Here is a 23,009-nt window from a genome sequence, read left to right as displayed (position 1 = left end):
ATCGACGCAAGCAAACCTCATGAGGGAATGACAACGCACCTCATATACCCCTCTTCTATCCCCACCAACTTCGCTTTAAATATCTGCCCTATTTCTAAAGGTTTATCTAGCTTTACCGGAATAAAATTCTCGGTATGAGCAATATTATTATTCTCTACTAATAACTCCACTTTCTGCCCTATATGTTTTTTAAAGAATTCGGTCAACTGGTTTTGCCCTTCTTGCCTTAAAATTTCTGCCCTTTCTTTTCTTATATTTTTAGGTACTTGCGGCATACGTGCTGCAGGCGTCCCTTCTCTTTCCGAATAAGGGAAAACATGTAAATATTGTAATTCCGCTTCTGAAATTAATTTTCTTGTATTTTCAAACATTTCAGGGGTTTCCGTCGGGAAACCGGCTATAATATCCGCACCAAACGATACTTCCGGTCTTATTGCCCGCAGCTTTCGACAAAACTCTATTACGTTTGCTCTATTATGGCGTCTTTTCATACGTTTTAATATCATATCGTCGCCTGCTTGCAAGCTAATATGAAAATGCGGCATTATGCTTTCACTATAAGCTATAAGCTCAAAAAGTTCATCATCTATTTCAGCCACATCTATCGAAGATAATCTAAGCCTCTTTAATTCAGGGACTAAATTCAAAACTCGTTTAATCATTTGTGCGAATGTTGGACTTCCCGGCAAATCACTACCGTAAGCCGTAACATCGACACCGGTAAAAACTACTTCTTTAAAGCCGTTTAATACTAAATGCTTTACCTGCTCTGCTATAGCTCCTATTGCTACTGATCTACTTTTACCTCTACCGTAAGGGATAATACAGAAAGTACAAAAATGATCACAACCGTTTTGTACCTGAATAAAAGCACGAGATTTACCGTCAAAGCTACTTACTAAATGACTTGCCGTCTCTTTCACCGACATTATATCATTAACTGTTATTTTTTCATCGGTAATTTGGTAGTAATTAGGTAATAACTTCTCTTCATTACCTATAACTTTGTCAACTTCCGGCATATTACCGTACATTTGCGGACTTGTTTGAGCGCTACAGCCGGTAACAATAATTTTTAAATCAGGATTATTTTTTTTAGCCTTGCGGATAGCTTGTCTTGCTTGTTTCTCAGCTGCTTTAGTTACCACACAAGTATTGAATATTGCCACATTATCGATACCCGACAATTCCAAGTTTTTTCGTATTATCTCACTTTCATAAATATTAAGTCTACAGCCAAATGTTACTACTTCTTGTCTTAAATTATTGCTCACAATAATATTCCCCACGTGTTACAAGCGTAGCTGCCCCTTGCATTATTATATTACCGTTTTCTTCTTTCATAGTAAGGTTACCGTGCTTAAATACTACCGTACTTGGTGAATGGATAAAACCGAGCTTTAAACCGGCAGCAAAACTACCGCAAGCTCCGCTTCCGCAAGCAAGCGTTAACCCTGCCCCCCGCTCCCAAACAGATAAATAGATTTTATTATCTTTTACTTCAGCAAAATTAACGTTTACCCCATCTGCGAATAATTCCTTAGCCTGCAATTTTTCACCGACAATTTTTTGATCTTGAGGTTCTAACTTACTAAAAATAATCAAATGCAGATTACCTATATCAACGCAAATAGTTTCCTTTAAATCAATCATATAACGCTCTGCAAATTCCCAAAGTCTATCACGGCTTGGCATCCAAGCTTCATTAAAACTAACGCTTCCTACATTAACGCTAATATTATTTTCATCATTGACATTACATAGCAATTTTTTATTGCCTACCATTACGGTAATATCTTTCTTTCCCGTATCAAGATAAATTAAGTTGGCTAAACATCTTGTAGCATTACCGCATAATTTAGCACTAGAGCCATCTATATTATAGATAATCATCTCATAAAAATCATCATGCTCTTCATAAATAATAAACTGATCACAACCTATACCCGTATGACGATCAGCCATATTTTTTGCTAACTGCGATAAATCATGTGAACTTGATAAATCTCGTTTGTTAACAATAACAAAATCATTACCGAGACCATGCATTTTTACAAAATTAATTTTACTAATCATAATGTTTTACATATTAGGAAATTGTATTATAGCAAATTTCTTGGAATTTGCTATAATGAAGTGATGATATATAAAAATATAGACTATTATACTAATTTACGTTTCTTAGACCCTAAAAATAACTATGCATTTTTAAAAATTTTCGGTACGGGAAAAATAAGGATATACTTATTCATTTTCTAAATGACATTTTAGGTTATACGGGAAAAGAAGTAATTACCGAAGTTACTTTTTTTAAAAACAATTCAAGATCCCGATATCGCTGCTTATAGACAATCTATAGTTGATGTATTATGTAGAGATAAATACGGTACTCAATTTATTGTAGAGATGCAGGTCAGCAAACATCCAGGTTTTGAAAAACGAGCTCAGCTTTATGCAGCAAAGGCCTATTCAAGACAAATAATAAAAGAAGATGAAGATCATAAAAAAAATGGCAGTATATGCAAAACTTCGAGGAGTAATATTCTTAGCTATTACCGATTTTATTTTATTTCCCGATAAAAAAGATTGGAGATCAGATCATAGATTACTTGATACTAAAACTTATGAGAACGACCTACAAGATTTTTATTTTATCTTTTTAGAGCTTGAGAAATTTAATAAAGAATTAGATCAATTAGAGAACCTTCAAGAAAAATGGGCATATTTCTTTAAACATGCACATGAAAGCACTCTAGAAGAAATGGAGAATTTGATAGGTCATGATTTTATTATTAAAAAGCTTTTTATGCTTTGGATCAAGCTAGTTGGTCTGAAGAAGAGTTAAATACTTATGAAAAAATGATAAAAACCGAAATGGATAATCTAGCCGTAGAAGGGCAGAAAATTATGGATGCTGAAGCTAAAGGGGAAGCCAGAGGAGAAGCAAGACAAAAAATTTCTATAGCTAAAAAAATGCTAGCAAAAAATAAACCTTTAGATGAAATTATAGATTTTACCGGTTTAACAGAAAAAGAAATCGAACAATTAAAGTAATGAAGATCCTTAATATTATGCTAAGTCGTGACCTTGGCGGCATTCAACAAGCATTTTTAGATTATAACGCAGCTCTTGGGATGCAAAAAATTGAGGTTATAAATATCACTTCTTACAAGGCAAAAATAAATTCCTTTCTACACAAACAAAACTTAAAACTACCTAATATAGTACCGTTTGATTTACTCTCGGTACTTATTCTTAAATATATAATTCATAAGACTAAGCCCGATATAATTATAGCACACGGTAATAGAGCAATAAATTTTAGTAAATTTGCTAAATCACAAAATATAAAATTAATCGGTATCGCTCATAATTATAGTTTAAAAGGACTACGTAAATGTGATTTTGTTATTGCCTTGACGCATCATATGAAAGAATTTTTACTAAAAAATAACTTTGCCGAATCTAGGATATGCATCCTACCGAATATGATAAATATTGCTAAAGACTTCACTCCAAATAAAACATATAGAAAACCTATCGTAATTGGTGTACTAGCAAGATTTGTAGCTAAAAAAGGTGTTGATGTTTTTATTAATGCTATAAAAATTTTAAAAGAAAAAAAATATGATATTCAAGCTGTTATAGGTGGAAGTGGCGAGGAAAAAGATAATTTAATTGCTTTAGCACGTAAACTTAATTTACAAGATCAAATATCATTTACGGGATGGGTTAACGATAGAGATAAATTCTTTAAACAAATAGATATTTTTTGTTTACCGTCTCTTCATGAACCGTTTGGAATTATAGTGCTTGAAGCAATGGAGGCAAACGTGCCTATCGTTAGTACGGATACTGAAGGACCTGCAGAAATTCTAACACACCTACAAGACGGGCTTATTTGTAAAGCCGGCTCTAGCGAAGATTTAGCAGAAAAAATTGTCTATCTAATAGAGAACCCTATAAAAGCAAAAGAATTTTCTAAAAACGCCTACCTTACTCTCAAACAAAATTATGACATTAAAGTTGTTTCTGAAAAGTTACAGCATATTTTAGAAAGCTTCAGATAAGATGAATTTAAGGAGGAGCCTGCACAGCGTATAAAAATACGTGAGCACAGGCGAATCCTGCAAAATTCGCTTATATCAAGCTTTCTAAAATATGCTGTAGCAACATTATTACGTAATTATAAAAATAGTTAGTTGAAAAAATAATAGTCTATATTGACATAGCGGTTTAAAGATTCATAATTAATATTAAATAATATTAATTTATTTTAATGAATCTACTGAAGAGTTTTATGTCATTCCTGCGTGGATCAAAAAAAGTACTCGGTGTCATACCGTGGCTTGACCACGGTATCCAGAAAATAACTTATTATATACGTTGTTTTAGCGTTTTTAACTGGACCCCGTGGTCAAACCACGGGGGGTGATATGGAAACAAAGTGTATCAACATAAATCCAGGATCAGTATGATAGCGGGGCTTCGTAATAATCAAATTATAGCGCCAGTAATATTTGAAGGAAATTGTAATAAAGAAATATTTACAACCTATGTAGAGACTATATTAACTAAAGAATTACATCCTGGACAAACAGTAATTATGGATAATATCAACTTCCATAAGAATAATATAATAAGAGAATTAATCGAGTCGGTTGGGTGCAGAATTTTATTCTTACCTACATATAGCCCAGACTTAAATCCTATAGAACATTATTGGTTTAAGATTAAGAACGAAATAAGAAAAGTTACGGGGCAATTCAAAGATATCAGTATGGCTGTAGAACACGTACTAAAGTTTATTTAACTGTACCTATTTACTATGGTCTAGCTATACCTTTTATACTCCATCCATATTCTCTACAAGCATTATCTTCTATTCCTGACTCATCAATGAATACTAGAGTTTCTTTAGAAATTTGCTGTATCTTTTCTATAAATTCATTCCTTAAACCAATATCCCTTCTGGGATGAAGATGACTTTTTTTTATAAGTGTACCCTAGTAGTTTTCTATAGTAATTTATTCTAGTTCTTTGTAATCTATTACCTAGTATAATACTTAATTCTTTAGCTGTTTTATCATGATTATTGATAATTAATTCTTCAAATTCTTTGAGATTTATTTTTGCATTATAACCCTTTGCTGGACCATAAGGTTTTGCTTTTATATCTCCTGTTTCCCATTTAAGAGTTTTCCATCTATATATAGTGTTACGACCTATATTGAATATTTTACATGCTTTAACAATTGAGAGCCCATCATCTAGAGCTTTGAATAGTTTCATTCTTAAATCGTAACTGTAACTGCTTGCCATAATTTATTTATTATCATTTATAACATATATATTAGCATAGTATGTACCTATTTACTATGGTCTAGCTATATCTGAGTTTCAATATTATCGGTGTAGCACTTATACTTGGACTTCCTATTGGATATGTCGCTTATAAATCAAGATGTTGTGGTATAGTAAAAACTATACAAGAATTAAAATGTTTGGGAAATGATGGAGGGGGTGATAGCACGAGTATTAATTGTGAATAAAGATGTATTACTATTGATTACTTTTCTTTATATATTCCTTTGGAATATATTGTTCAATATAATCAAAATCAGATGCTTTTTGTAATAAAAATTTTAACGATTCTTTACCACTTTTTTTAGCCAATAAATAAGTAATACATATACTAGCATCGCTTAACTTGTTACATAATTCTTTTGTTTGATCTGTAAGCTGTTGCTTTGCTGATTCAACAACTTTTAATGCTTCTAATACCTGGTCTTTTGTTTCTGCTATCTCATAGGCTTTTTAAGTTTTTTTATAACATCTAATTTCTTTGCTAATTCATTTATTTCAATAACAATAGGGTTTTGAAGGCCTTTTATAGAGGTAAGACTAGCAGTACTTGCTGAAAGTTTACTTTTCATAATATACCTATTAATAAAAAGTAAATTATTGTTATACCATGGCTTGACTATTTCATCCCGTGGTCAAGCCACAAGATGACAGCAAAGAAGTCTGGATTTCTGCGATCAACGGAATAATATATATTATATCGAACAAGCATTACTGCCGTTATCATCATCTTCACGGATAAATTTTTGCTTTACCTTAGAATTATTATTATACGGCTTACTATTTTTTACCGGTGGATAATTTACAGGCTCATAATTCGTAACGGGCGGTGCATAATTTTGGTTTACCGTAGCATTTGGACAAGTATATTTTGATATATCACGCTTAGTTTCTCTAAGCATTGCTTTTATCTGATTTAATTCCTCTTGCATCTTTTTTTCTTTATCGCTATCGTCTTTTCTAACCTTTTTATTCGCTCTACTTAAAGTCATATCATCATCGGATTCAGCGAAGCCGGCTTCTGCTTTTTGCCTTGCTATATCCCTTTTAATCATCTTAAGATACATTTCACGATTTCTCTTTACAGGATCGATTCTTTCTCCTCTTAAAGGACTATCATAGTCATCATCATCGTCGTTATCATAATCAAGATTATCTTCTACTATATTCTTTTTAGCCAAAGTAATATATTTATTATTATATACAGGTTTTCTCTTGCCGCCTTTAGCACCTTTACTATCAACCAATCTATTATTTGCGGATCTTTGAAAATAGCTTCTAAAATTATCTGTACAAGCTGAAAGTAAAAACATTCCTAAAAATAATATTATAATTTTTTTTAACATATATTTATATTCCAAAACTTTTATTAGACTTCCTGTATAACGTAGCTAATAAGGAGGAATTTGTAGGAGACACGGAACGCAGTACCGCAGCGTACGCTTTGGTACGTGAGGATACGAGTACCGGATCGACGCACAAATTACCCTTAGAAGCAAGTTATGCAGGAAGTCTAATATGATTAATGCCACATAATAGCCAAACTTGCAAGAATAAAGAGCCGGACTGCTTATTGTTATTCTGAGGTATTTTTGGTCTTGTTGTATGTCTCCCACCCCATCATTGCGAGCGACTAAAAGGAGCGTGGCAATCTCAGGACTTTAGCACGAGATTGCTTCGTCAAAACTTACAGTTTTTCCTCGCAATGACGGAAAACAAAACTTAAATCACCTCTTCTATTAGGTTACTTAATAGCTTATGCCCTTCTTTTCTTCTTTTTAATAAATTTTGTGAAGCATCCTCTAATATCTTAGGATTACTTATCAAATCGAGTATTTTATCTGCTAATTTTCCTGCAGAAATATTATTCTGCTCTAAACACCATCCTGCTTTTTTATCTTCCAATAATTTTGCATTGTAGTATTGATGATTATCCGCAGCACTAGGCAGTGGAATAAAGATTGCCGGCAACCCTATATAGGTCAATTCTTCTATAGTAGATGCTCCTGCTCTTGAAATCACTAAATCGGCTTCTTTATATTGCAATGCCATATTCTCAAAAAATTCGGCAAATTCATAATTAATGTTTAATTTCGAGTATATATCTTTTATTTTTACTTGATCATCTAATGCTGCTTGCTGGATTATATTTAATTCAAGACCTGGCTGTTTTTGCATTAAAATTTGGATACTTGCAGGTATCAGCTCTGAAAATAACTTAGCTCCTTGACTACCGCCAAAGATGAATATAGTAAAGATATTATCAGTGGAAGGCTTGTCACCCCGTGGCTTGACCACGGGGTCCAAAAAGTCTTTAATAAAACCACTGGACCACGTGGTCAAGCCACGGGGTGACATTATATCCCTAATATTCTCTCTAACTACCCCACCGGTAACTACTATTTTACTTTTTGCAAATTCCGGTAAATTCTTTATTTTTTCATAAGAAATAGCTATCTTTTTAGTAAAGCTTGCAAAAAATTTATTAACTTTTCCAAGGTAAGAATTCTGTTCATGAATTATAATCGGTACTCTTAAAAAAATTGCCGCAAACATTGGAGCTATAACAGGATAACCGCCAAATCCTATAATAGCTGAAGACCTGATATTATATAATAATCTAATAGCCTTTAAAACTGCAATTGATAACCTAGGTAAAAACAAGAAAATATTACCTGAGCGTTTTAAATCTAGGATATGAAAAATTACTTTCATATCCTGTTTTATATATTTTTTGCATCTTAAATCAGTAATAAAATGAACTTCATACCCACGTTTCACTAACTCTTCCCCAAGAGCGACTGCCGGAAAAAAATGTCCCCCCGTCCCTCCTGCTACCAAAATGATTTTTTTCATATTTCAATATTACGAATTTTGTACGAATTTAACGGCGTTCGGTGTCTTGTAAAACCAAGAAGCATACCGGTAGCGATAGCTATTGCAAGCGTTGAAGAACCACCGTAACTAATAAACGGCAATGTCATACCTTTAGTAGGAAGTAAATGTAAAGTCACACCCATATTAATTATTGCCTGAAGCCCTAATTGTGCAATTATACCGCTAGCAGCGAATTGTACAAATTTATCTGTTTCATTTAATAACTTAATAAGACTTCTTAATACTATAAAAGCAAATATACCTATAACAATCAGGCAAATAATAGCCCCAAACTCCTCACCAGCTACGGCAAAAATAAAGTCCGTATGGGAATCGGGTAGTACCTGCTTTACTGCTCCTTCCCCTGGACCGCGTCCATATAAACCGCCATGCTCAAAAGCCTTAAGAGACTTACTAACTTGATAATTCTCACTACTATCGGGATCTAAAAATGAATTAATTCTTTGCGTTACGTGAGGTAACCAAAAATAAGCAATAATTACTCCTATCATTCCTAAAAAACCCGCTAGAACAATCCAAAATATCGGCATACCTGCAATAAACAGCTGAATACCAAAAACTGCCGTAATCATTACAAGCATTCCAAAATCCGGCTGAATAATTAAGAGAATAGCAACAATAGAATAAAGTATTACACAAATCGTAAAACTTGGAAAATCATCATTAAATTTTAGCGATAATATCCAGCCCGTAACAACTGCAAAAAACGGTTTGATAAATTCCGAAGGTTGAATAGATAGACCTAGAATATTAATCCATCGCACTGCTCCTTTTACTTCATAGCCAAAAAATTTAACTGCTACTAATAAAACTATACTAGCAATAAACCCAACTATTGCAAAACGCCTTAACCATTTCTTATTAAGACATGAAAATAATAATATAAGCCCTGAAGCGGCAGCTAAATAAAATATTTGTCTAGATGCAAAATAACTTTCTTCAAGACCTATTCTACTTGCTACTGCTGAACCTGAGGTAGTAACAAGCATTAGACTAAAAGCAAATAAGATAATTAAAGAAATTATTATTTGCCTATCGGTACTCCGCCACCATAATTTTATAAAGTTATTAGATATTTCGTTATTCAAATTTTCCCTATTCTTTTATGACTATATTGATGATGTTATTGCATGGATCGGAAAATACACTCGATGTCATACCGTGGCTTGACCCCGTGGTCAAGCCACGGGGTGACAGTATACTACACAATTTTATAAACAACTCTCCACGCTCTTCAAAATTTTTAAACTGATCATATGAACTACAACTAGGTGCTAACAAGATATTTTTTACCTCCGCATTATCACCTATTGCATCCTTATAAGCAAGATCGAAGGCTTGCTCAAGATCATCACATATTACAAAATCTACTATATTCTTAGCAGTATTTGCAAATATTTCTTTAGCTTGACCATAAAAATAAGCTTTCTTAATTTTACTGAAATAAGGCTTTATTTCCTCAATACCACCCCCTTTAGGGGTTCCTCCAGCAAGCCAGTAAATATTATCTAGTGCTTTAATTGATTGCACGGCAGATATGGCATTTGTTGCTTTACTATCATTGTAAAAACTTATATTATTTATACTACCGATATATTGCATTCTATGAGGTAAACTTTGAAAACTACTTATAGACTCAATTATTTTTTTAGGTTCTACTCCTATTATTTTAGCTACTGCATAACTTGCTGCAATATTCTCATAATTGTGAAGTCCTTGCAAATTTTTATTAAACGATAATTTATAACTTATATCATTATCTTTAATTTTATCATCAACTACCAAAATACCGTTTTCAAGAATTTTAGTAACCGAAAAAGGAATTAGTTTTATACGCTGCTCTTGCTGTAATAGCATAAAAATCTTACGACAATAATCATTATCGATATTAATTACTGCATAACTCTTTTTATCCATTCGATCGAAAATCTTAGATTTTGCTGCAATATAACCGGTCATGTCTTGATGTCTATCCAAATGGTCGGGAGTTATATTAAGAAGCACTGCTATTTTAGCTGTAAAGGTTTTTACTAGATCTAGCTGAAAAGAAGACAATTCAAGTACATACCCATCCTTACTTGCTTTAGCTTGCAAAGCAGAAACTCCAATATTACCGGCAACCGGATAGTCTAAACCGTTACTATTTAAGATATGGTTTATTAAAGCAGTAGTAGTACTTTTACCATTTGTACCAGTTACGGCGATAAAGTTTAAATTTCTTGATTTTTCAAATAATAAGTCTATATCGGAAGTGATTGGAATATTAAAATTTTTTGCAATCTTGACTATCTCATGCGTTAAAGGAATTCCAGGACTTAAGACAATTTTATCTAAATTTTGCCATCTTGAATCAGATAAAGCAGCAATAGCGGTTTTACTATATAATTCTTCAAATATATCTCTATTTGCTTTTAAATCATCATAAACAATTACATCATATTTATTTTGCAATTCCTCGTAAACTGATATACCGGTTTTACCAAGCCCAAAAACACCTATTTTCTGTTTTTTATGAGAATTCATGAGTAACTTATATGTCATTCCCGCGAAAGCGGGAATCTAGAAAAAATAACCTTAATATTGATACAAAATTTATATATTTGATAAAATAAACCTATAAAAAACTTGTTTTTTATAGGTTTTGCTGGATTCCCGCCTTCGCGGGAATGACATCGAGGTCTTTTTAAAAACTGTCCACTATAAACAAACCACGGGATGACATGACTCAGAACCTTAATCCATGTCCTGCATTAATGCTTGTTCACCTTCATTAAATTCACCTTGTCCTTTTATATTATTATAAGTTGGTTTACTATTCCCAGGATCAGGTAAATAATAATGAGGCGGAACTTCTAGTGCTTTAGCACGCTGTACTTGATACTCATTAGGTCCGGCTGTTGATATACCTACGGTTTCTTTTAACTTTTTACTACAAGCAGAAGTAATTAATAAAACAGTAAATAATAAAAAAATCTTTTTCACTTAAACACCTATAAATTAAAATTATATTAGACTCCTTGCAAAATGAACTTCTAGAGGTAATTTGTACGTCAATCCGGTATCGAATCCTCACGTAGGTCTACTACGCTACGGTTCTGCGTTCCGTGTTTCCTTCAAATTCCTATCTATAAGTTTAATTTTGCAAGGAGTCTATTTTATCGTTACCACCCTTATCGGTATTACGAATTTTTTCAGCCATAGCTTCAATTTGAGCATTATCATAATTCCCTTTAGCCTTTTCTTCAATAACTTTTTTAGTACTATAATAATCTTCTATTAAGATAATTACTCCTATTGTAATAAAGCAATCAGCTAAATTAAATACGGGGAAGCTATAATTCTGATAATGAAAATGGATGAAGTCAAAAACTGCTCCTCTAAAAAATCTATCAATTAGATTACCAACAGATCCGCCGATTACAAAGCTATAACCGGCAAAGCTTCCGATCGTTTTTGAACGTATCATCAAATAATATAAATAACAGACAATAATCGTGTTCGTTATTAAGAAAATAGCATTGCTATATTGATAATATTCACGCATTAGACCAAAGCTAATACCGTAATTCCAAGTATAAACCATATTTAAGAAAGAAGTAACCTTAAGCATTAAGCCCGGCTTCCATCTCAAATTATCAATAAACCACCATTTACTTAACTGATCAATAATCACTAAGGTTATTATTATACGACTACTACGAGCGAATGTTAGATATAATTTTTTTAGGAGTAGGGACATAGATGTTTTGTGAATATTTTTGCGTGGATACCTAATCGTCATTGCGAGAAAATTACGAAGTAATTGACGAAGCAATCTCAGGAGTTTGTTATTATTTCATGAGATTGCCACGCAGCCTACGGCTGCTCGCAATGACGACTATCCTACAATGAAACTGTGGCTGCTTTCTCTACTTGCAATTCCTTATCAAGCTTAACATTTAAAGTTTTTATTTCTTTTTTAAATTGTTTAAATTTCTCTAAATTTTTTCCGTTTAATTCTATACCCGGTGTTGTTTTAACTGACATAGGATTAACATGTTTGCCGTCAATTTTAACTTCATAATGTAAATGTGGACCTGTAGCTCTGCCGGTACTTCCGACATATGCGATGATTTGTCCTTGTTTTACGATACTTCCCACTTTTAAATTTTTTGCAAAATTTGAAGCATGAGCATAAGCAGTAGATAGCGTACCGCTATGTTTTACCTGAATAAAATTTCCATAACCCGACTTCCAACCTATTTCCGTTATAACTCCGTTTCCTGCGGAATATATAGGCGTACCGGTTGGAACTGCAAAGTCAACTCCCTTATGCATTTTAGTATAACCGAGTATCGGATGCTTTCTATTACCGTAATGTGAAGAAACTTTTATAACTTTTAGCGGAGTTTTAAGTAAGCTTCTTTTTACGCTTTTACCGTCTTCGGAAAAAAATGCATGATTATTTGCGTTATTGTCATGGGAATAACGATATATATTATATTCTTTCCCTGAAAGATTTAATGAAACATATAGAATTTTACCGTGGTGGGAAAATTTACCGTCTTCCGTTACGTATTTTTCCGTTATTACGGTTGCGGTATCACCGCTTTTTATTTGACGCTGAAAATCGATTTGATAAGCATAAGCATTAATCAGCTCTATTATACTATTATTCGATAAGCCCAGTTTTTTAAGGGCTGACATAAAATTTGATTCAATACTTACCGACGATTTGGCAACTTTTTTACTTAAAGGTACTACAATTTCTTCAACTTTAAAATTATCACCTTCTCTAATTACTTCAATAGTTTTTAGCTTATCGATAATTATAACGATTTTATTTAAGAATGTTACCTCTGAGGTTAAATCTTCATCTTCATTTTCGGTAATTTTTGTTTCATATTCAAAAGTAATTTGCTGCCCTATTTTAAGAGCAGAAGATAATTTACCTTCTTTTACTAAACTTACAATTTTTTCTATTTCATTTTTAGGGATATTTTGTTCTATCAAAATTGACTTTATAGTATCGCCTTTTTTTACTACTACTTCTTTAAAGGAAATTGTTTCTTCTTCACTATTATCAGGTTGTACTAAAGTTATGGATAAAGTGTCGTTAACATAATTATTAACAGCAAAAGAGACAAAAATAACTAATGCTATAAATAATAATAAGGAGGCAGAGGTGAGGATTTTCCTGAGACGTGCACTAATAAAAGATGATGGTAATATGCCATTAAAATCATAAGATAGTGCAGTATCATTCATTAAAATTGCTCTGAATATTATTTGAATCAATTTTTCATTACTAATAATAATATGAACTATATACGAACAAATTACAATAGAAAATTGTAAAATTTTGTTTTATTAGTTTTTTATTGCTTAAAACTAAATTTTTTATATAAGTTAATTTTCGTTAACTTATATAGATGAAGATTATGCCTAGACTTTTCCTATTTTTATTAATTTTTATAAATCTTATGTCCTGCTCATCTAACCATAATGCTGTCAAATTACCCAAAATAGAATATTATGAGAATATTTCTTTAAATAAAAACTGTCCTATAAATAGTGAAATAGTTCTAGTAGGCGGTTGTTTTGATTTATTACATTACGGTCATATAGAATTTCTACGCAAAGCTAAAAAACACGGTAAATACTTAATCGTTGCTTTAGAGCCGGATGAAACAATTATTAAATATAAAAAACGTCAACCTATCCATAATCAATTACAACGAGCAAAAATTTTAAGTTCTTTCACATTTGTTGATAAAGTACTTATATTACCTAAACTAAAAGAGATTACGCTCGGTTAGTGCAAAATATTTGTCCTTCTGTAATCGCTGTAACAAAGCACGATCCTCAGTTAATAAATAAGCAAATTCAAGCAAAAATAAATGCGAAAGTAATAGTAAGTTATTGACTTACTGCAACATCCTAATTTTCTAGCTCAAATATTATTAATTATTAAAAATATGTAGTTTTTACAAAAATTTATCGATTTTTACTTTAATAAAACTGTATATACATTTATATTAATATATAAATAACTTTATATGTGCTATGAAAAATATTATTAGACATCTTTCCAAACGAGGATTTAGAGAGGAATTTAAAGAAGACACTTCACCTCGAACCGCAACGTACACAAGCGTACGTGAGGATTCGAGTACCGGATCGACGTATAAATTACCTCTAGAAGCGAAGTTTGGGAAGATGTCTATTGCTTTAATTTGTTTTTTGATTGTTAGTAGTAGCTGCTTTGCTTCCGAGCCGTTACCTTGGCAAGTAACGTTCCAGCCGCCGGCAAGTCCGATTATGGAGGAATTACATCATTTTCATAATTTTCTGCTTTATATCTCAACAGCTATTGTTTTATTCGTTGCCGGATTACTTGGCTTTGTATGCATTAGATTTAATGCAAAAAATAATCCCGTACCGGCAAAATTTTCACATAATGTTTTAATAGAAATAATTTGGACTGTAATACCTATAATAATTTTAGTTATTATTGCAGTGCCGTCTTTTAGAATATTGCGTCATGCCGAAAAAATACCCGAAACGGATTTAACTATTAAAGTAGTAGGTTATCAATGGTATTGGCATTATATATATCCTGATCATGATAATTTAGAATTTGATAGCGTAATGATCTCTGATGAGAATTTAAAACCTGACCAAAAAAGATTATTAGATGTTGATAATCGAATTGTTATCCCTGAAAATGCTACCGTAAGGTTTCTCATTACCGCAGGTGACGTAATACATAGTTTTGCCGTTCCGTCGCTTGGGTTTAAAATAGATGCAGTGCCTGGAAGAATTAATGAAACGTGGACAAGAGCTGCCAAGAAAGGTGTATATTACGGACAATGCTCCGAACTATGCGGTATCAATCACGGCTTCATGCCGATTGTTATAGAAGTAGTAAGCAAAGAGGATTTTGACAATTGGGTTGCAAATAAAAACAAGGTTGCCGAGAATAACGGGAATCAGAAATTGGTTGCTAATTAATTATATGATAATGAGTGAGGAAGAATATAGAAATCAACCGGATGTAATTGATCTACCTGAATGGGAAAAAACTTTTTATTATCTTATATAGGTAGGACATTATAAGGATTATGACGATGCACTAGACATTCTAACACAAAATTTAAGAAATCCGGAAGAATTAATACAAGTTGCAGCAGTTGAAGCTATAGGTCGTTTGGTTGAAAGATTTTATAATATTAAAGAAGATTTAATATTGCCTTTATTGTTTGAAAATTTGAAAAGCACCAATGAAAAAATTTTAAATGCAACTAATTTAACATTATTTAGCATTGTTATTTGTATACCAAGATTAGAAAGAAAAGTTTATTTAGAATATTTTAAAAATAATTTGAAATTTTTAAGCCATAAAAAATTAAAAATATTTATAGATAAAACATTAATAAATTCTTTAAAAAATGAGAAAGAAAAAATAGAGTTTATTTTAGGCTTTTGTCAAAATTCTTTAAATTACCAAGAAGCTTTAGAAATTTGCTTATACTTTCTTAAGAAAAATGAAAGTACAGAAATAAACAGTGCTGCTTTTGTTGGGCTTACTTATATAATAGCAAGATTTCAAAAAATAGAACTTAAAGCTATATTACCTTTTATCACAAAATATTTAAAACATTCTTCTATAGGTTCTGATTTATGGATGGATGCACGATCTTTATTAGGGAACATTGTAACTATGATACCATTTTGAAAAAATACTATTCTGTTCACTTAAAGACTCCGTCAATTATAGAGTATATTAATGACTAAAAATAAACCAAAGAATCAAATAAAGCTTGAGAAAATGCTAAAATTATATGTAAATAACCTTAAGAGACAAAAAATTAAACTTGCTATGCACTTACTTACAAATACAGAAGACCTAAACCACGATGACCACCATACCCCACACGGTTGGAGGCGGTGGCTTTTTTCTACTAATCACAAAGATATCGGCATTATGTATATCATATTTGCCGTTTTTGCCGGAATTGTCGGCGGTTTGTTCTCACTGCTTTTTAGGTTAGAGCTTGCAATGCCCGGCGGCACTTTCTTAAATCATGATTTCCAGCTATATAACGTGCTTATCACGGCACATGCGGTTATTATGGTATTCTTTATGATTATGCCGGCTTTGTTCGGTGGCTTTGGTAACTATTTTGTACCTCTGTTAATAGGAGCTCCCGATATGGCATTTCCACGCCTTAACAATATCAGTTTTTGGCTACTAGTTCCTGCTTTCATCCTGCTTATGGGTTCGGCATTTGTTGACGACGGTCCCGGAACGGGCTGGACGTTCTACCCTCCTTTAAGTAATTTGAGCGGTCACCCGGGAGCAGCAGTCGATATGGCTATTTTCAGTTTACATTTAACCGGTCTATCGTCAATCCTCGGATCAATTAATTTAATTGTTACTATCTTTAATATGAGAGCTCCAGGGATGGGGCTTTTCAAAATGCCGTTATTCGTTTGGTCTATATTAGTAACTGCATTTTTAATAATTCTAGCTATGCCGGTACTTGGCGGAGCTATCACTATGCTACTTACCGATCGTAACTTTGGGACTAATTTCTTTAAACCGGACGGCGGCGGTGATCCTGTATTATTTCAGCATTTATTTTGGTTTTTCGGTCATCCTGAAGTATATATCGTAATACTTCCGGGCTTTGGTATAGTAAGTCAGGTCATTTCAACTTTTTCACGCAAACCTATATTTGGCTATCAAGGTATGGTCGGAGCTATGGTAATAATCGGTTTCGTCGGATTTATTGTATGGGCTCACCATATGTTTACTGTTGGGCTTTCTTATAATGCACTTATATATTTCACTGCCGGAACAATGATTATAGCAGTTCCGACGGGTATTAAAATATTTAGCTGGATAGCAACTATGTGGGGTGGCTCAATTACCTTCCCAACTCCTATGCTGTTCTCTATAGGGTTTATTATATTATTCACGATCGGCGGCGTAACCGGCATAATCCTATCAAATTCGGCACTTGATAGAGTTCTGCACGATACATATTATGTTGTTGCACATTTCCATTATACAATGTCGCTCGGTGCTTTATTTACAGCATTTGCAGGCTTTTATTATTGGTTCGGCAAAATATCCGGTAAACAATACCCGGAAATTTTAGGCAAAATCCATTTTTGGATTACCTTTATAGGCGTTAATTTAACTTTTTTCCCGCAGCATTTCTTAGGTCTTGCGGGCATGCCAAGAAGAATACCAGACTACCCTGATGCTTTCGCCGGCTGGAATATGGTTTCGTCGATAGGAGCAGGTATCTCTATGTTTGCTGCTCTTTATTTTGTATTTATCGTTTTCTATACTTTAAAGTACGGCAAAAATTGTCCAAACAATCCTTGGGGAGAAGGAGCAGACACATTAGAGTGGACACTTACCTCACAACCGCCGTTCCATACTTTTGAAACACCACCACATATTGAGGGGTAATAGTGGCTTTGCTACGTGGATGCCAAGTCGTCATTGCGAGGAGTTGCGTTAGCAACGACGCGGCAATCTCATAAGATAATATAAAAAACTCCTAAGATTGCCACGCCAGCATAAATGCTGGCTCGCAATGACGGGACCTTTATGAACTGTCCGGTACTATGAGGAATGACATAGCTGAAAGAAAAATAGTAAAACGATAATAAAATGCATAAAAAACCGATAATAGGTGTTACACCTGATTTAGCTCAAAATTGTGAAAAATATACTTACGCTGCTTTTCCATGGTACGCCTTGCGAAGAAACTATACCGATGCGATTATTGCAGCCGGTGGTGTACCGCTATTATTACCTTATCAAAGTAATACAATAAATCAGCTTATGGAACTTGTTGACGGTGTTGTAATTCCAGGCGGTGATGAGGATATACATCCTAAATTTTATGAGCCGGAATACGCCGAAGATGTAGTAGTTTCCAATGAAGAACGTGATAATTTTGAGATATTAGTTTTAAAGAAAGCATTAGAGAAAGATATTCCGGTTTTAGGAATATGCCGAGGTATGCAGCTATTAAACGTTATTTTTAAGGGTACGCTTATTAAACATATTCCTGATTATATTGAAACTGTAATTAATCATACACAACCTTCGCCTAAAAACATAGTTTCGCATGCAATTAATATAGAAGCAAATACTAAACTTGTTAAAATGACTAATAATCAGCTACAAACTATGGTTAATTCGATTCATCACCAGGCTGTTAAACAACTTGGTAACGATCTTATCGTATCTGCAAAAGCAGAAGACGGTATAATTGAAGCCATTGAATCAACGAAACATAAATTTGTTATCGGCGTTCAATGGCATCCTGAATATCTTAACGATAATGGAGTAGATTTAGAATTATTTAAAGAACTCGTAAAAGCTAGTACAGTATAACCGCCTAGCTTTTTACTTTAACTAAAACTCCATTCTATACCTATCTCGCCTAAAACTTTTTCAGCCTTATCAATATCAGACTTAAGAGTCTGATAGTTGTTATCATATTCTTCAAATACAGAGGCAATAGGAGAAATATTTAAAAAGTCTTTTACCTCCTTACATAATAAAGTAATATTTTTAACATTTTCTACCTCAGAACTATGTAAACTTTCTTTCATTTTATCTGTTAATAGAGGTAATTTATCTACTAAATTTTGTTTGTCTAATGTTATATCTAAATCTGCTATTTCTAAACTTTTTAAATATTTCTGCCCATCTAAAATAACATTCAAACAAACTCCCACTGTCGATTTAGCTTTTATATAATGATTATTTAAAATATCTTTTATTTTAGAAAGCTTTACTTCATCATTTGCAGTTTTTAATAATACTAAATTCGGTACTAGAGCATCTTGGTTATTTTTATAATACGCAATAGAATTTTCAAATATTTCTTGATCTAATTCATTATATTCAGGAACTTGAAATGTACTTGAAGCAGTAAAGAATTTCAAATTATTCTCTAGTAACTTCTTATCATTTTTATTAATTTCTTCTTCTTTTTTATTATCAATGGACCTTAAAAACACATTTTTAGGTAATATATTTTCAAGATTTGGATTTAATAATTTTTCAATTTCATTAGTTAATAGATCTACATTATCTTCGAAATTTTTTCCCCAATCTAAAAACTTAGATACTAATTTATCCTCAAATTTAATTATTTCCCTTATTTTATCACTAAAAGTATCTAATATTTTCTTAAAATTTTCATAAGTTTTACATTCTTCTACTAAGTATTTTTTTAAATTATTGTAAATATCATAATTGCTATTATTAAAACTAATAACCTTTAATAAAGTTTCTGCTTCTGAGTCTTTAGATATTTCAAGCTTTTCATTATTTGCTACTAAAAAGCAAAATCTTTTACAGTTACTATATCTTCATCTTTATAACTTAATAATTCCGATGGGTTATGTGCCAAAATAGATAATATCTTACTACTTTTAATAATTTGTAATATTTTTTCTTTAGTAGATTCTAACATTGCAACACCGTGAGACACAGGTGGAGTAGAACTTATGTCCTTTAAGGATATTAAAGAATTAATAAAAGACTTGTACTTATATAAACTAATTCCACTAACTATATATAATAATTCAGTAATTGGTGCATATACTTCCTCATTTAAAATAGTAATATGAGAATCATTAGGTAGCAAATATAAATCGTTATTAAAAATTTTAGCTACTAAACCTTTAATTTTACCTTTAGATAGCTTAGATAAGATTTCTTTATTTAAAACTAAATGTTGACCTTTTTCTCTCTTGTCCCTAATATATATGTTATATTAGACATATTACATACTCCTTAATTTAGATTAATAATTTTTGTATAGAATAGTTAATAAAAATTAATAATCAAGAATTATGATTTTTAACAATATTTGTTTCATTTTACAAATGTGTTATACTAAGCATAAAACAAATATTTATGGCTTATTTAGAGATATTTGCTCAGTACATCATTGATAAATTAGGGAAAGGTACAGAAGTTCAAATAATATTGCCTAATAATTTCTCATGCCTAGAATTAAAGAAGATTTTAACCGATAAATATAAAATTAAATTACCTATCATTATTCCTTTTAATTCTCTTATTTCAAAAAAAACCGATTCGGATTATGTATCTAAAATAGAAGAACTTCTTATTATATCAAAAATAATTACAGAATATAAAGACTTACCATTTAATAAAAATGAATCGTTAAAAGCTGCAGAAATTCTAAGAAAATTGTTTAATGACCTTATAATAAATAATATCGATATAAAATTAATTGAAGTCTATAACAATTCTAACTATTGGCAAAAGATTTATAAATTTCTAGAATATTGCTTTTTAAGATGGCAAGAAGAAATATCGTTTACTCAAAAACAAACTAAAGCAGTTTATAAATTAAAGCTATTACAAGAAGAAATAATAAGGATAAAGAATAGGAATAAGCAAATAATACTCGCCGGAATATTCAAGCCTAATGTTTTTTTAAAAAGATTTGAAGAAGAATTAAAGGATTACATAATTTACTATAACCCCGCCTCCAAGCAGATTAGCAATGGTATATCTTATTTAGAACCCGCAAATATTTATGAAGAAGCTAAACAAATAGCTTATATATGTAGCCGTAATAAAGATAAACGGATTGCAATCATTACAAATAATAATAAGCTTAAGAGAGTATATTGTAATTTTTTAGATAAATATGAAGATCTACTAGGTAATGACTTAAGGCTTACTAATATCAGCGAATTACTAACTTCCATTATTAAAATATTATGTAATAATTTTGATTTAAAACTTCTATTTTTATTACTTAAAAATCCTTTAATTAATTGTCCTATAGGACAGCTAAATTCACAAAGCTTCAGACAGGATGAATTTAAGAGTAAGTCTGCACAGCGTACAATACGTGAGCACAGACTTAACTCAAAAAATTCGCCTGTATCAAGCTTTGTGAATGACGCTGTGCAAAAGTTAGAGTTAATGCTCTCTAATAAAAACCGTTTTATATCCTCGCCGAAATATTTATTGCAATTACAATTTGATAACGAGGATACAAAGGAGTATTGCCGTAACTTAATAGATATTTTATTTACCGATAACCCGCATAATATACCAGATATTCTAATAGCGGCTAAAGGAATAGCTGAAAAACTTTTACCTACTATTTGGGAGGGAGAAGGAGGAGTAGAACTACTTGAATTTTTAACAAATTTAACCGCATATCTCTCTACGTCATTCCCGCAAAAGCGGGAATCCGGTAAATATATAAATTTAACGGATAAAAAGGATTTTCCTAAAATTTTCTCTTTTCTACTTTCTAATATCAAATATTACAAAAATACCGACTCTGCTAGTATAATTATCGGTTCACCGGAAGATTTAGCATTATGCGGATTCGACTTAATTATATTACCGCATTTTAATAATGAAAACTGGACACCTACTGCTAAAGCTCACCCATGGCTTAGCAAAAAAGCCTTGCAGATACTAAATATAGATTACAATGAAATCGCCCCTACTCTATATTCAGATTACTTCAATTTATTTCTACAAAATAAACAAATAGTTATACTGAATGCTAAAAAATATGATGGGAAGTTGTTAGTGCCGAGTAATTTATTTTTGAAGCTGCAACTTAAACATGTCATACCGTGGATTGACCACAGTATCCATACGATTAATAGAAGTAACAATATTTTTCTGGATCCCGCGATCAAGTCGCGGGATGACAAAGTAGCAAGCAGCACCTTTTTTCCAGCCGTCTTATCAGTAACCGACATAGAAACATTAATAAGAAACCCATACGGTTTTTATGCTAAGAAAATTCTTGGACTACGTAAAAAAGATAATATATGGGAAGAGCCTAAAATATCGGATTTCGGTAATTTTATTCATAAAGTTTTAGAGGAATATTCTAAAAATCACGACAAACAATATATTAATTTAAATTTGCTTGATAAACAAAATGCTTTAATAAATATCGGTAATCATATTTTATATAGCACTATTTTACCAAACTACACAAAAAAAACTTGGCAAATAAAACTCACGGCTTTCAGTAAAGCTTTTATTTTATTTGATATAGAACGCCGAAAAAACTGCAAAGAAATCTATTTTGAAACTAAAGGGGAATTACAGCTAAATATTGCAGGTCAAGATATAAAAATAATCGGTATAGCTGACCGAATTGAAATAAGTAAATCAAATAATATAACTATACTGGATTATAAAACCGGTACTATCCCAACTAGAAAAGAAATAGAACTAGGACTCTCTCCACAACTTATTATAGAAAGTTTAATGTTACTAGAAAACGGATTTTATACAGCTAGATTCAGAAAGCTTGATACAAGCGAATTTTCTGACATTCGCCTTTGCTCACGTACTTTTGTACGCTCCGCAGGCTCAGTCGTCAATTCATCTTGTCTAAAGCTTTCTGAATCTAGCTGTATAAATAAAGAAATCACTATTGCTTATGTAAAAATAACCAGTACCGAACCTTATGTGCAAACAACGGAAATAGCTTTAAGCATCGAGACTTTAAATAGACATAAAGCAGGATTAGTAAAATTACTTGAACATTATATTACAAATAAGTTCTTTTCTTATGATTTGAATTTATCAAAGTATAATGATTATTTGCATTTGATGAGGTAGAGTTAACTGTAAAAATCGTCATTGCGAGGAAATTGCATAGCAATTGACGAAGCAATCTCAGGAGTTTGTTATTATTTCATGAGAT

General features: G+C 31.9%; 23 protein-coding genes and 3 pseudogenes. 13 read left to right on the top strand and 13 right to left on the bottom strand.

The window, feature by feature from the left end:
- Positions 1 to 17 precede the first annotated feature (17 nt).
- Positions 18 to 1,289: a tRNA (N(6)-L-threonylcarbamoyladenosine(37)-C(2))-methylthiotransferase MtaB gene (gene mtaB, locus REIP_RS03520; RefSeq protein ID WP_045803844.1), complete on the bottom strand. Its 1,272-nt coding sequence runs from the start codon at positions 1,287 to 1,289 to the stop codon at positions 18 to 20.
- Positions 1,264 to 2,076 (bottom strand): diaminopimelate epimerase, encoded by an 813-nt coding sequence (gene dapF, locus REIP_RS03515; RefSeq protein WP_045803843.1) that lies wholly within the window; start codon positions 2,074 to 2,076, stop codon positions 1,264 to 1,266. The genes mtaB and dapF overlap by 26 nt, the downstream gene beginning before the upstream one ends.
- Positions 2,077 to 2,319: 243 nt before the next feature.
- Between dapF and REIP_RS13395 the strand changes: the two genes are divergently transcribed.
- From REIP_RS13395 to REIP_RS03500, 6 genes and pseudogenes are all read left to right on the top strand, one after another.
- Positions 2,320 to 2,580 carry a PD-(D/E)XK nuclease family transposase gene (locus REIP_RS13395; protein WP_082068222.1) on the top strand — a complete coding sequence of 87 codons (261 nt, stop codon included), beginning with the start codon at positions 2,320 to 2,322 and terminating at the stop codon, positions 2,578 to 2,580.
- Positions 2,492 to 2,845, top strand: coding sequence for a PD-(D/E)XK nuclease family transposase (locus REIP_RS13390; RefSeq protein WP_331385727.1), 354 nt, complete (start codon positions 2,492 to 2,494; stop codon positions 2,843 to 2,845). The genes REIP_RS13395 and REIP_RS13390 overlap by 89 nt, the downstream gene beginning before the upstream one ends.
- A gap of 14 nt (positions 2,846 to 2,859) precedes the next feature.
- Positions 2,860 to 3,054, top strand: a complete 195-nt coding sequence (locus REIP_RS13385; protein ID WP_331385726.1) for a hypothetical protein — start codon at positions 2,860 to 2,862, stop codon at positions 3,052 to 3,054.
- Positions 3,054 to 4,070 carry a glycosyltransferase family 4 protein gene (locus REIP_RS03505; RefSeq protein WP_045803842.1) on the top strand — a complete coding sequence of 339 codons (1,017 nt, stop codon included), beginning with the start codon at positions 3,054 to 3,056 and terminating at the stop codon, positions 4,068 to 4,070. The genes REIP_RS13385 and REIP_RS03505 overlap by 1 nt, the downstream gene beginning before the upstream one ends.
- A gap of 209 nt (positions 4,071 to 4,279) precedes the next feature.
- Complete coding sequence (locus REIP_RS12360; protein ID WP_231569206.1) at positions 4,280 to 4,435, top strand: hypothetical protein; 156 nt, start codon at positions 4,280 to 4,282, stop codon at positions 4,433 to 4,435.
- Positions 4,436 to 4,813 (top strand): annotated as a pseudogene (locus REIP_RS03500) (IS630 family transposase); the annotation flags it as partial. It lies immediately after the preceding gene.
- Between the two features lie 28 nt (positions 4,814 to 4,841).
- On the opposite strand, the pseudogene REIP_RS03495 reads toward REIP_RS03500, so the two are convergent.
- From REIP_RS03495 to REIP_RS03485, 3 genes and pseudogenes are all read right to left on the bottom strand, one after another.
- Positions 4,842 to 5,322 (bottom strand): annotated as a pseudogene (locus tag REIP_RS03495) (IS630 transposase-related protein); the annotation flags it as partial.
- Positions 5,323 to 5,801: 479 nt separating this feature from the next.
- Positions 5,802 to 5,936 (bottom strand): hypothetical protein, encoded by a 135-nt coding sequence (locus REIP_RS13165; protein ID WP_269429008.1) that lies wholly within the window; start codon positions 5,934 to 5,936, stop codon positions 5,802 to 5,804.
- Between the two features lie 123 nt (positions 5,937 to 6,059).
- Entirely contained in the window at positions 6,060 to 6,710 is a 651-nt protein-coding gene (locus REIP_RS03485; RefSeq protein WP_008579795.1) for a hypothetical protein, read from the bottom strand.
- A gap of 8 nt (positions 6,711 to 6,718) precedes the next feature.
- Here REIP_RS03485 and REIP_RS09285 point away from each other — a divergent pair.
- Positions 6,719 to 6,877 (top strand): annotated as a pseudogene (locus REIP_RS09285) (palindromic element RPE1 domain-containing protein); the annotation flags it as partial.
- Between the two features lie 209 nt (positions 6,878 to 7,086).
- Here REIP_RS09285 and murG read toward each other — a convergent pair.
- From murG to REIP_RS03455, 6 genes are all read right to left on the bottom strand, one after another.
- The gene (gene murG, locus REIP_RS03480; RefSeq protein WP_045803841.1) at positions 7,087 to 8,220 is read right to left on the bottom strand and encodes an undecaprenyldiphospho-muramoylpentapeptide beta-N-acetylglucosaminyltransferase; all 1,134 of its coding nucleotides are present in this window, start codon (positions 8,218 to 8,220) and stop codon (positions 7,087 to 7,089) included.
- Positions 8,217 to 9,350, bottom strand: coding sequence for a putative lipid II flippase FtsW (gene ftsW / locus REIP_RS03475; protein WP_045803840.1), 1,134 nt, complete (start codon positions 9,348 to 9,350; stop codon positions 8,217 to 8,219). The genes murG and ftsW overlap by 4 nt, the downstream gene beginning before the upstream one ends.
- Positions 9,351 to 9,357: 7 nt before the next feature.
- Positions 9,358 to 10,785: a UDP-N-acetylmuramoyl-L-alanine--D-glutamate ligase gene (gene murD, locus REIP_RS03470; RefSeq protein WP_231569205.1), complete on the bottom strand. Its 1,428-nt coding sequence runs from the start codon at positions 10,783 to 10,785 to the stop codon at positions 9,358 to 9,360.
- A 210-nt stretch (positions 10,786 to 10,995) separates the two neighbouring features.
- Positions 10,996 to 11,244, bottom strand: a complete 249-nt coding sequence (locus tag REIP_RS03465) for a DUF3035 domain-containing protein (RefSeq protein ID WP_008579791.1) — start codon at positions 11,242 to 11,244, stop codon at positions 10,996 to 10,998.
- A gap of 151 nt (positions 11,245 to 11,395) precedes the next feature.
- Entirely contained in the window at positions 11,396 to 12,001 is a 606-nt protein-coding gene (gene lspA / locus REIP_RS03460; protein ID WP_045803839.1) for a signal peptidase II, read from the bottom strand.
- 143 nt (positions 12,002 to 12,144) lie between these two features.
- Complete coding sequence (locus REIP_RS03455; RefSeq protein WP_045803838.1) at positions 12,145 to 13,509, bottom strand: M23 family metallopeptidase; 1,365 nt, start codon at positions 13,507 to 13,509, stop codon at positions 12,145 to 12,147.
- Between the two features lie 173 nt (positions 13,510 to 13,682).
- On the opposite strand from REIP_RS03455, the gene REIP_RS03450 reads away from it, so the two are divergent.
- The 5 genes from REIP_RS03450 to REIP_RS03430 all read left to right on the top strand — a co-directional run bounded on the left by REIP_RS03450 (position 13,683) and on the right by REIP_RS03430 (position 18,664).
- The gene (locus REIP_RS03450) at positions 13,683 to 14,060 is read left to right on the top strand and encodes an adenylyltransferase/cytidyltransferase family protein (RefSeq protein WP_023507804.1); all 378 of its coding nucleotides are present in this window, start codon (positions 13,683 to 13,685) and stop codon (positions 14,058 to 14,060) included.
- A 247-nt stretch (positions 14,061 to 14,307) separates the two neighbouring features.
- Positions 14,308 to 15,255 (top strand): cytochrome c oxidase subunit II, encoded by a 948-nt coding sequence (gene coxB / locus REIP_RS03445; protein WP_045803837.1) that lies wholly within the window; start codon positions 14,308 to 14,310, stop codon positions 15,253 to 15,255.
- Positions 15,256 to 15,490: 235 nt separating this feature from the next.
- Positions 15,491 to 15,979: a hypothetical protein gene (locus tag REIP_RS10825; protein WP_156147410.1), complete on the top strand. Its 489-nt coding sequence runs from the start codon at positions 15,491 to 15,493 to the stop codon at positions 15,977 to 15,979.
- Between the two features lie 144 nt (positions 15,980 to 16,123).
- Positions 16,124 to 17,728 (top strand): cytochrome c oxidase subunit I, encoded by a 1,605-nt coding sequence (ctaD, locus tag REIP_RS03435; protein WP_045804295.1) that lies wholly within the window; start codon positions 16,124 to 16,126, stop codon positions 17,726 to 17,728.
- A gap of 204 nt (positions 17,729 to 17,932) precedes the next feature.
- Positions 17,933 to 18,664 carry a gamma-glutamyl-gamma-aminobutyrate hydrolase family protein gene (locus REIP_RS03430; RefSeq protein WP_045803836.1) on the top strand — a complete coding sequence of 244 codons (732 nt, stop codon included), beginning with the start codon at positions 17,933 to 17,935 and terminating at the stop codon, positions 18,662 to 18,664.
- Positions 18,665 to 18,681: 17 nt separating this feature from the next.
- Here the strand turns inward: REIP_RS03430 and REIP_RS08480 are convergent, their stop codons facing one another.
- Both REIP_RS08480 and REIP_RS08475 read right to left on the bottom strand, forming a co-directional pair.
- Positions 18,682 to 19,296: a hypothetical protein gene (locus tag REIP_RS08480; protein WP_052691089.1), complete on the bottom strand. Its 615-nt coding sequence runs from the start codon at positions 19,294 to 19,296 to the stop codon at positions 18,682 to 18,684.
- 320 nt (positions 19,297 to 19,616) lie between these two features.
- Positions 19,617 to 19,928, bottom strand: a complete 312-nt coding sequence (locus tag REIP_RS08475; RefSeq protein ID WP_052691088.1) for a hypothetical protein — start codon at positions 19,926 to 19,928, stop codon at positions 19,617 to 19,619.
- Between the two features lie 272 nt (positions 19,929 to 20,200).
- Between REIP_RS08475 and REIP_RS13625 the strand changes: the two genes are divergently transcribed.
- Positions 20,201 to 22,924: a PD-(D/E)XK nuclease family protein gene (locus REIP_RS13625; RefSeq protein ID WP_045803835.1), complete on the top strand. Its 2,724-nt coding sequence runs from the start codon at positions 20,201 to 20,203 to the stop codon at positions 22,922 to 22,924.
- Positions 22,925 to 23,009 lie beyond the last annotated feature (85 nt).

This window comes from Rickettsia endosymbiont of Ixodes pacificus, assembly GCF_000965155.1.
Classification (GTDB): Bacteria; Pseudomonadota; Alphaproteobacteria; order Rickettsiales; family Rickettsiaceae; genus Rickettsia; species Rickettsia tamurae.
This window is presented reverse-complemented; position numbering and strand designations above follow the sequence as displayed.

Bases quoted from the DNA above. Each gene is read 5' to 3' on its own strand.
- lspA (WP_045803839.1), bottom strand. From the start codon at position 12,001: ATGTCCCTACTCCTAAAAAAATTATATCTAACATTCGCTCGTAGTAGT.
- murG (WP_045803841.1), bottom strand. From the start codon at position 8,220: ATGAAAAAAATCATTTTGGTAGCAGGAGGGACGGGGGGACATTTTTTT.
- REIP_RS13385 (WP_331385726.1), top strand. From the start codon at position 2,860: ATGATAAAAACCGAAATGGATAATCTAGCCGTAGAAGGGCAGAAAATT.
- REIP_RS03505 (WP_045803842.1), top strand. From the start codon at position 3,054: ATGAAGATCCTTAATATTATGCTAAGTCGTGACCTTGGCGGCATTCAA.
- REIP_RS03485 (WP_008579795.1), bottom strand. From the start codon at position 6,710: ATGTTAAAAAAAATTATAATATTATTTTTAGGAATGTTTTTACTTTCA.
- REIP_RS03450 (WP_023507804.1), top strand. From the start codon at position 13,683: ATGCCTAGACTTTTCCTATTTTTATTAATTTTTATAAATCTTATGTCC.
- REIP_RS03430 (WP_045803836.1), top strand. From the start codon at position 17,933: ATGCATAAAAAACCGATAATAGGTGTTACACCTGATTTAGCTCAAAAT.
- REIP_RS13625 (WP_045803835.1), top strand. From the start codon at position 20,201: ATGGCTTATTTAGAGATATTTGCTCAGTACATCATTGATAAATTAGGG.
- murD (WP_231569205.1), bottom strand. From the start codon at position 10,785: ATGAATTCTCATAAAAAACAGAAAATAGGTGTTTTTGGGCTTGGTAAA.
- coxB (WP_045803837.1), top strand. From the start codon at position 14,308: ATGAAAAATATTATTAGACATCTTTCCAAACGAGGATTTAGAGAGGAA.
- REIP_RS13165 (WP_269429008.1), bottom strand. From the start codon at position 5,936: ATGAAAAGTAAACTTTCAGCAAGTACTGCTAGTCTTACCTCTATAAAA.
- REIP_RS03455 (WP_045803838.1), bottom strand. From the start codon at position 13,509: ATGAATGATACTGCACTATCTTATGATTTTAATGGCATATTACCATCA.
- ctaD (WP_045804295.1), top strand. From the start codon at position 16,124: ATGCACTTACTTACAAATACAGAAGACCTAAACCACGATGACCACCAT.
- REIP_RS12360 (WP_231569206.1), top strand. From the start codon at position 4,280: ATGAATCTACTGAAGAGTTTTATGTCATTCCTGCGTGGATCAAAAAAA.
- dapF (WP_045803843.1), bottom strand. From the start codon at position 2,076: ATGATTAGTAAAATTAATTTTGTAAAAATGCATGGTCTCGGTAATGAT.
- REIP_RS13390 (WP_331385727.1), top strand. From the start codon at position 2,492: ATGAAGATCATAAAAAAAATGGCAGTATATGCAAAACTTCGAGGAGTA.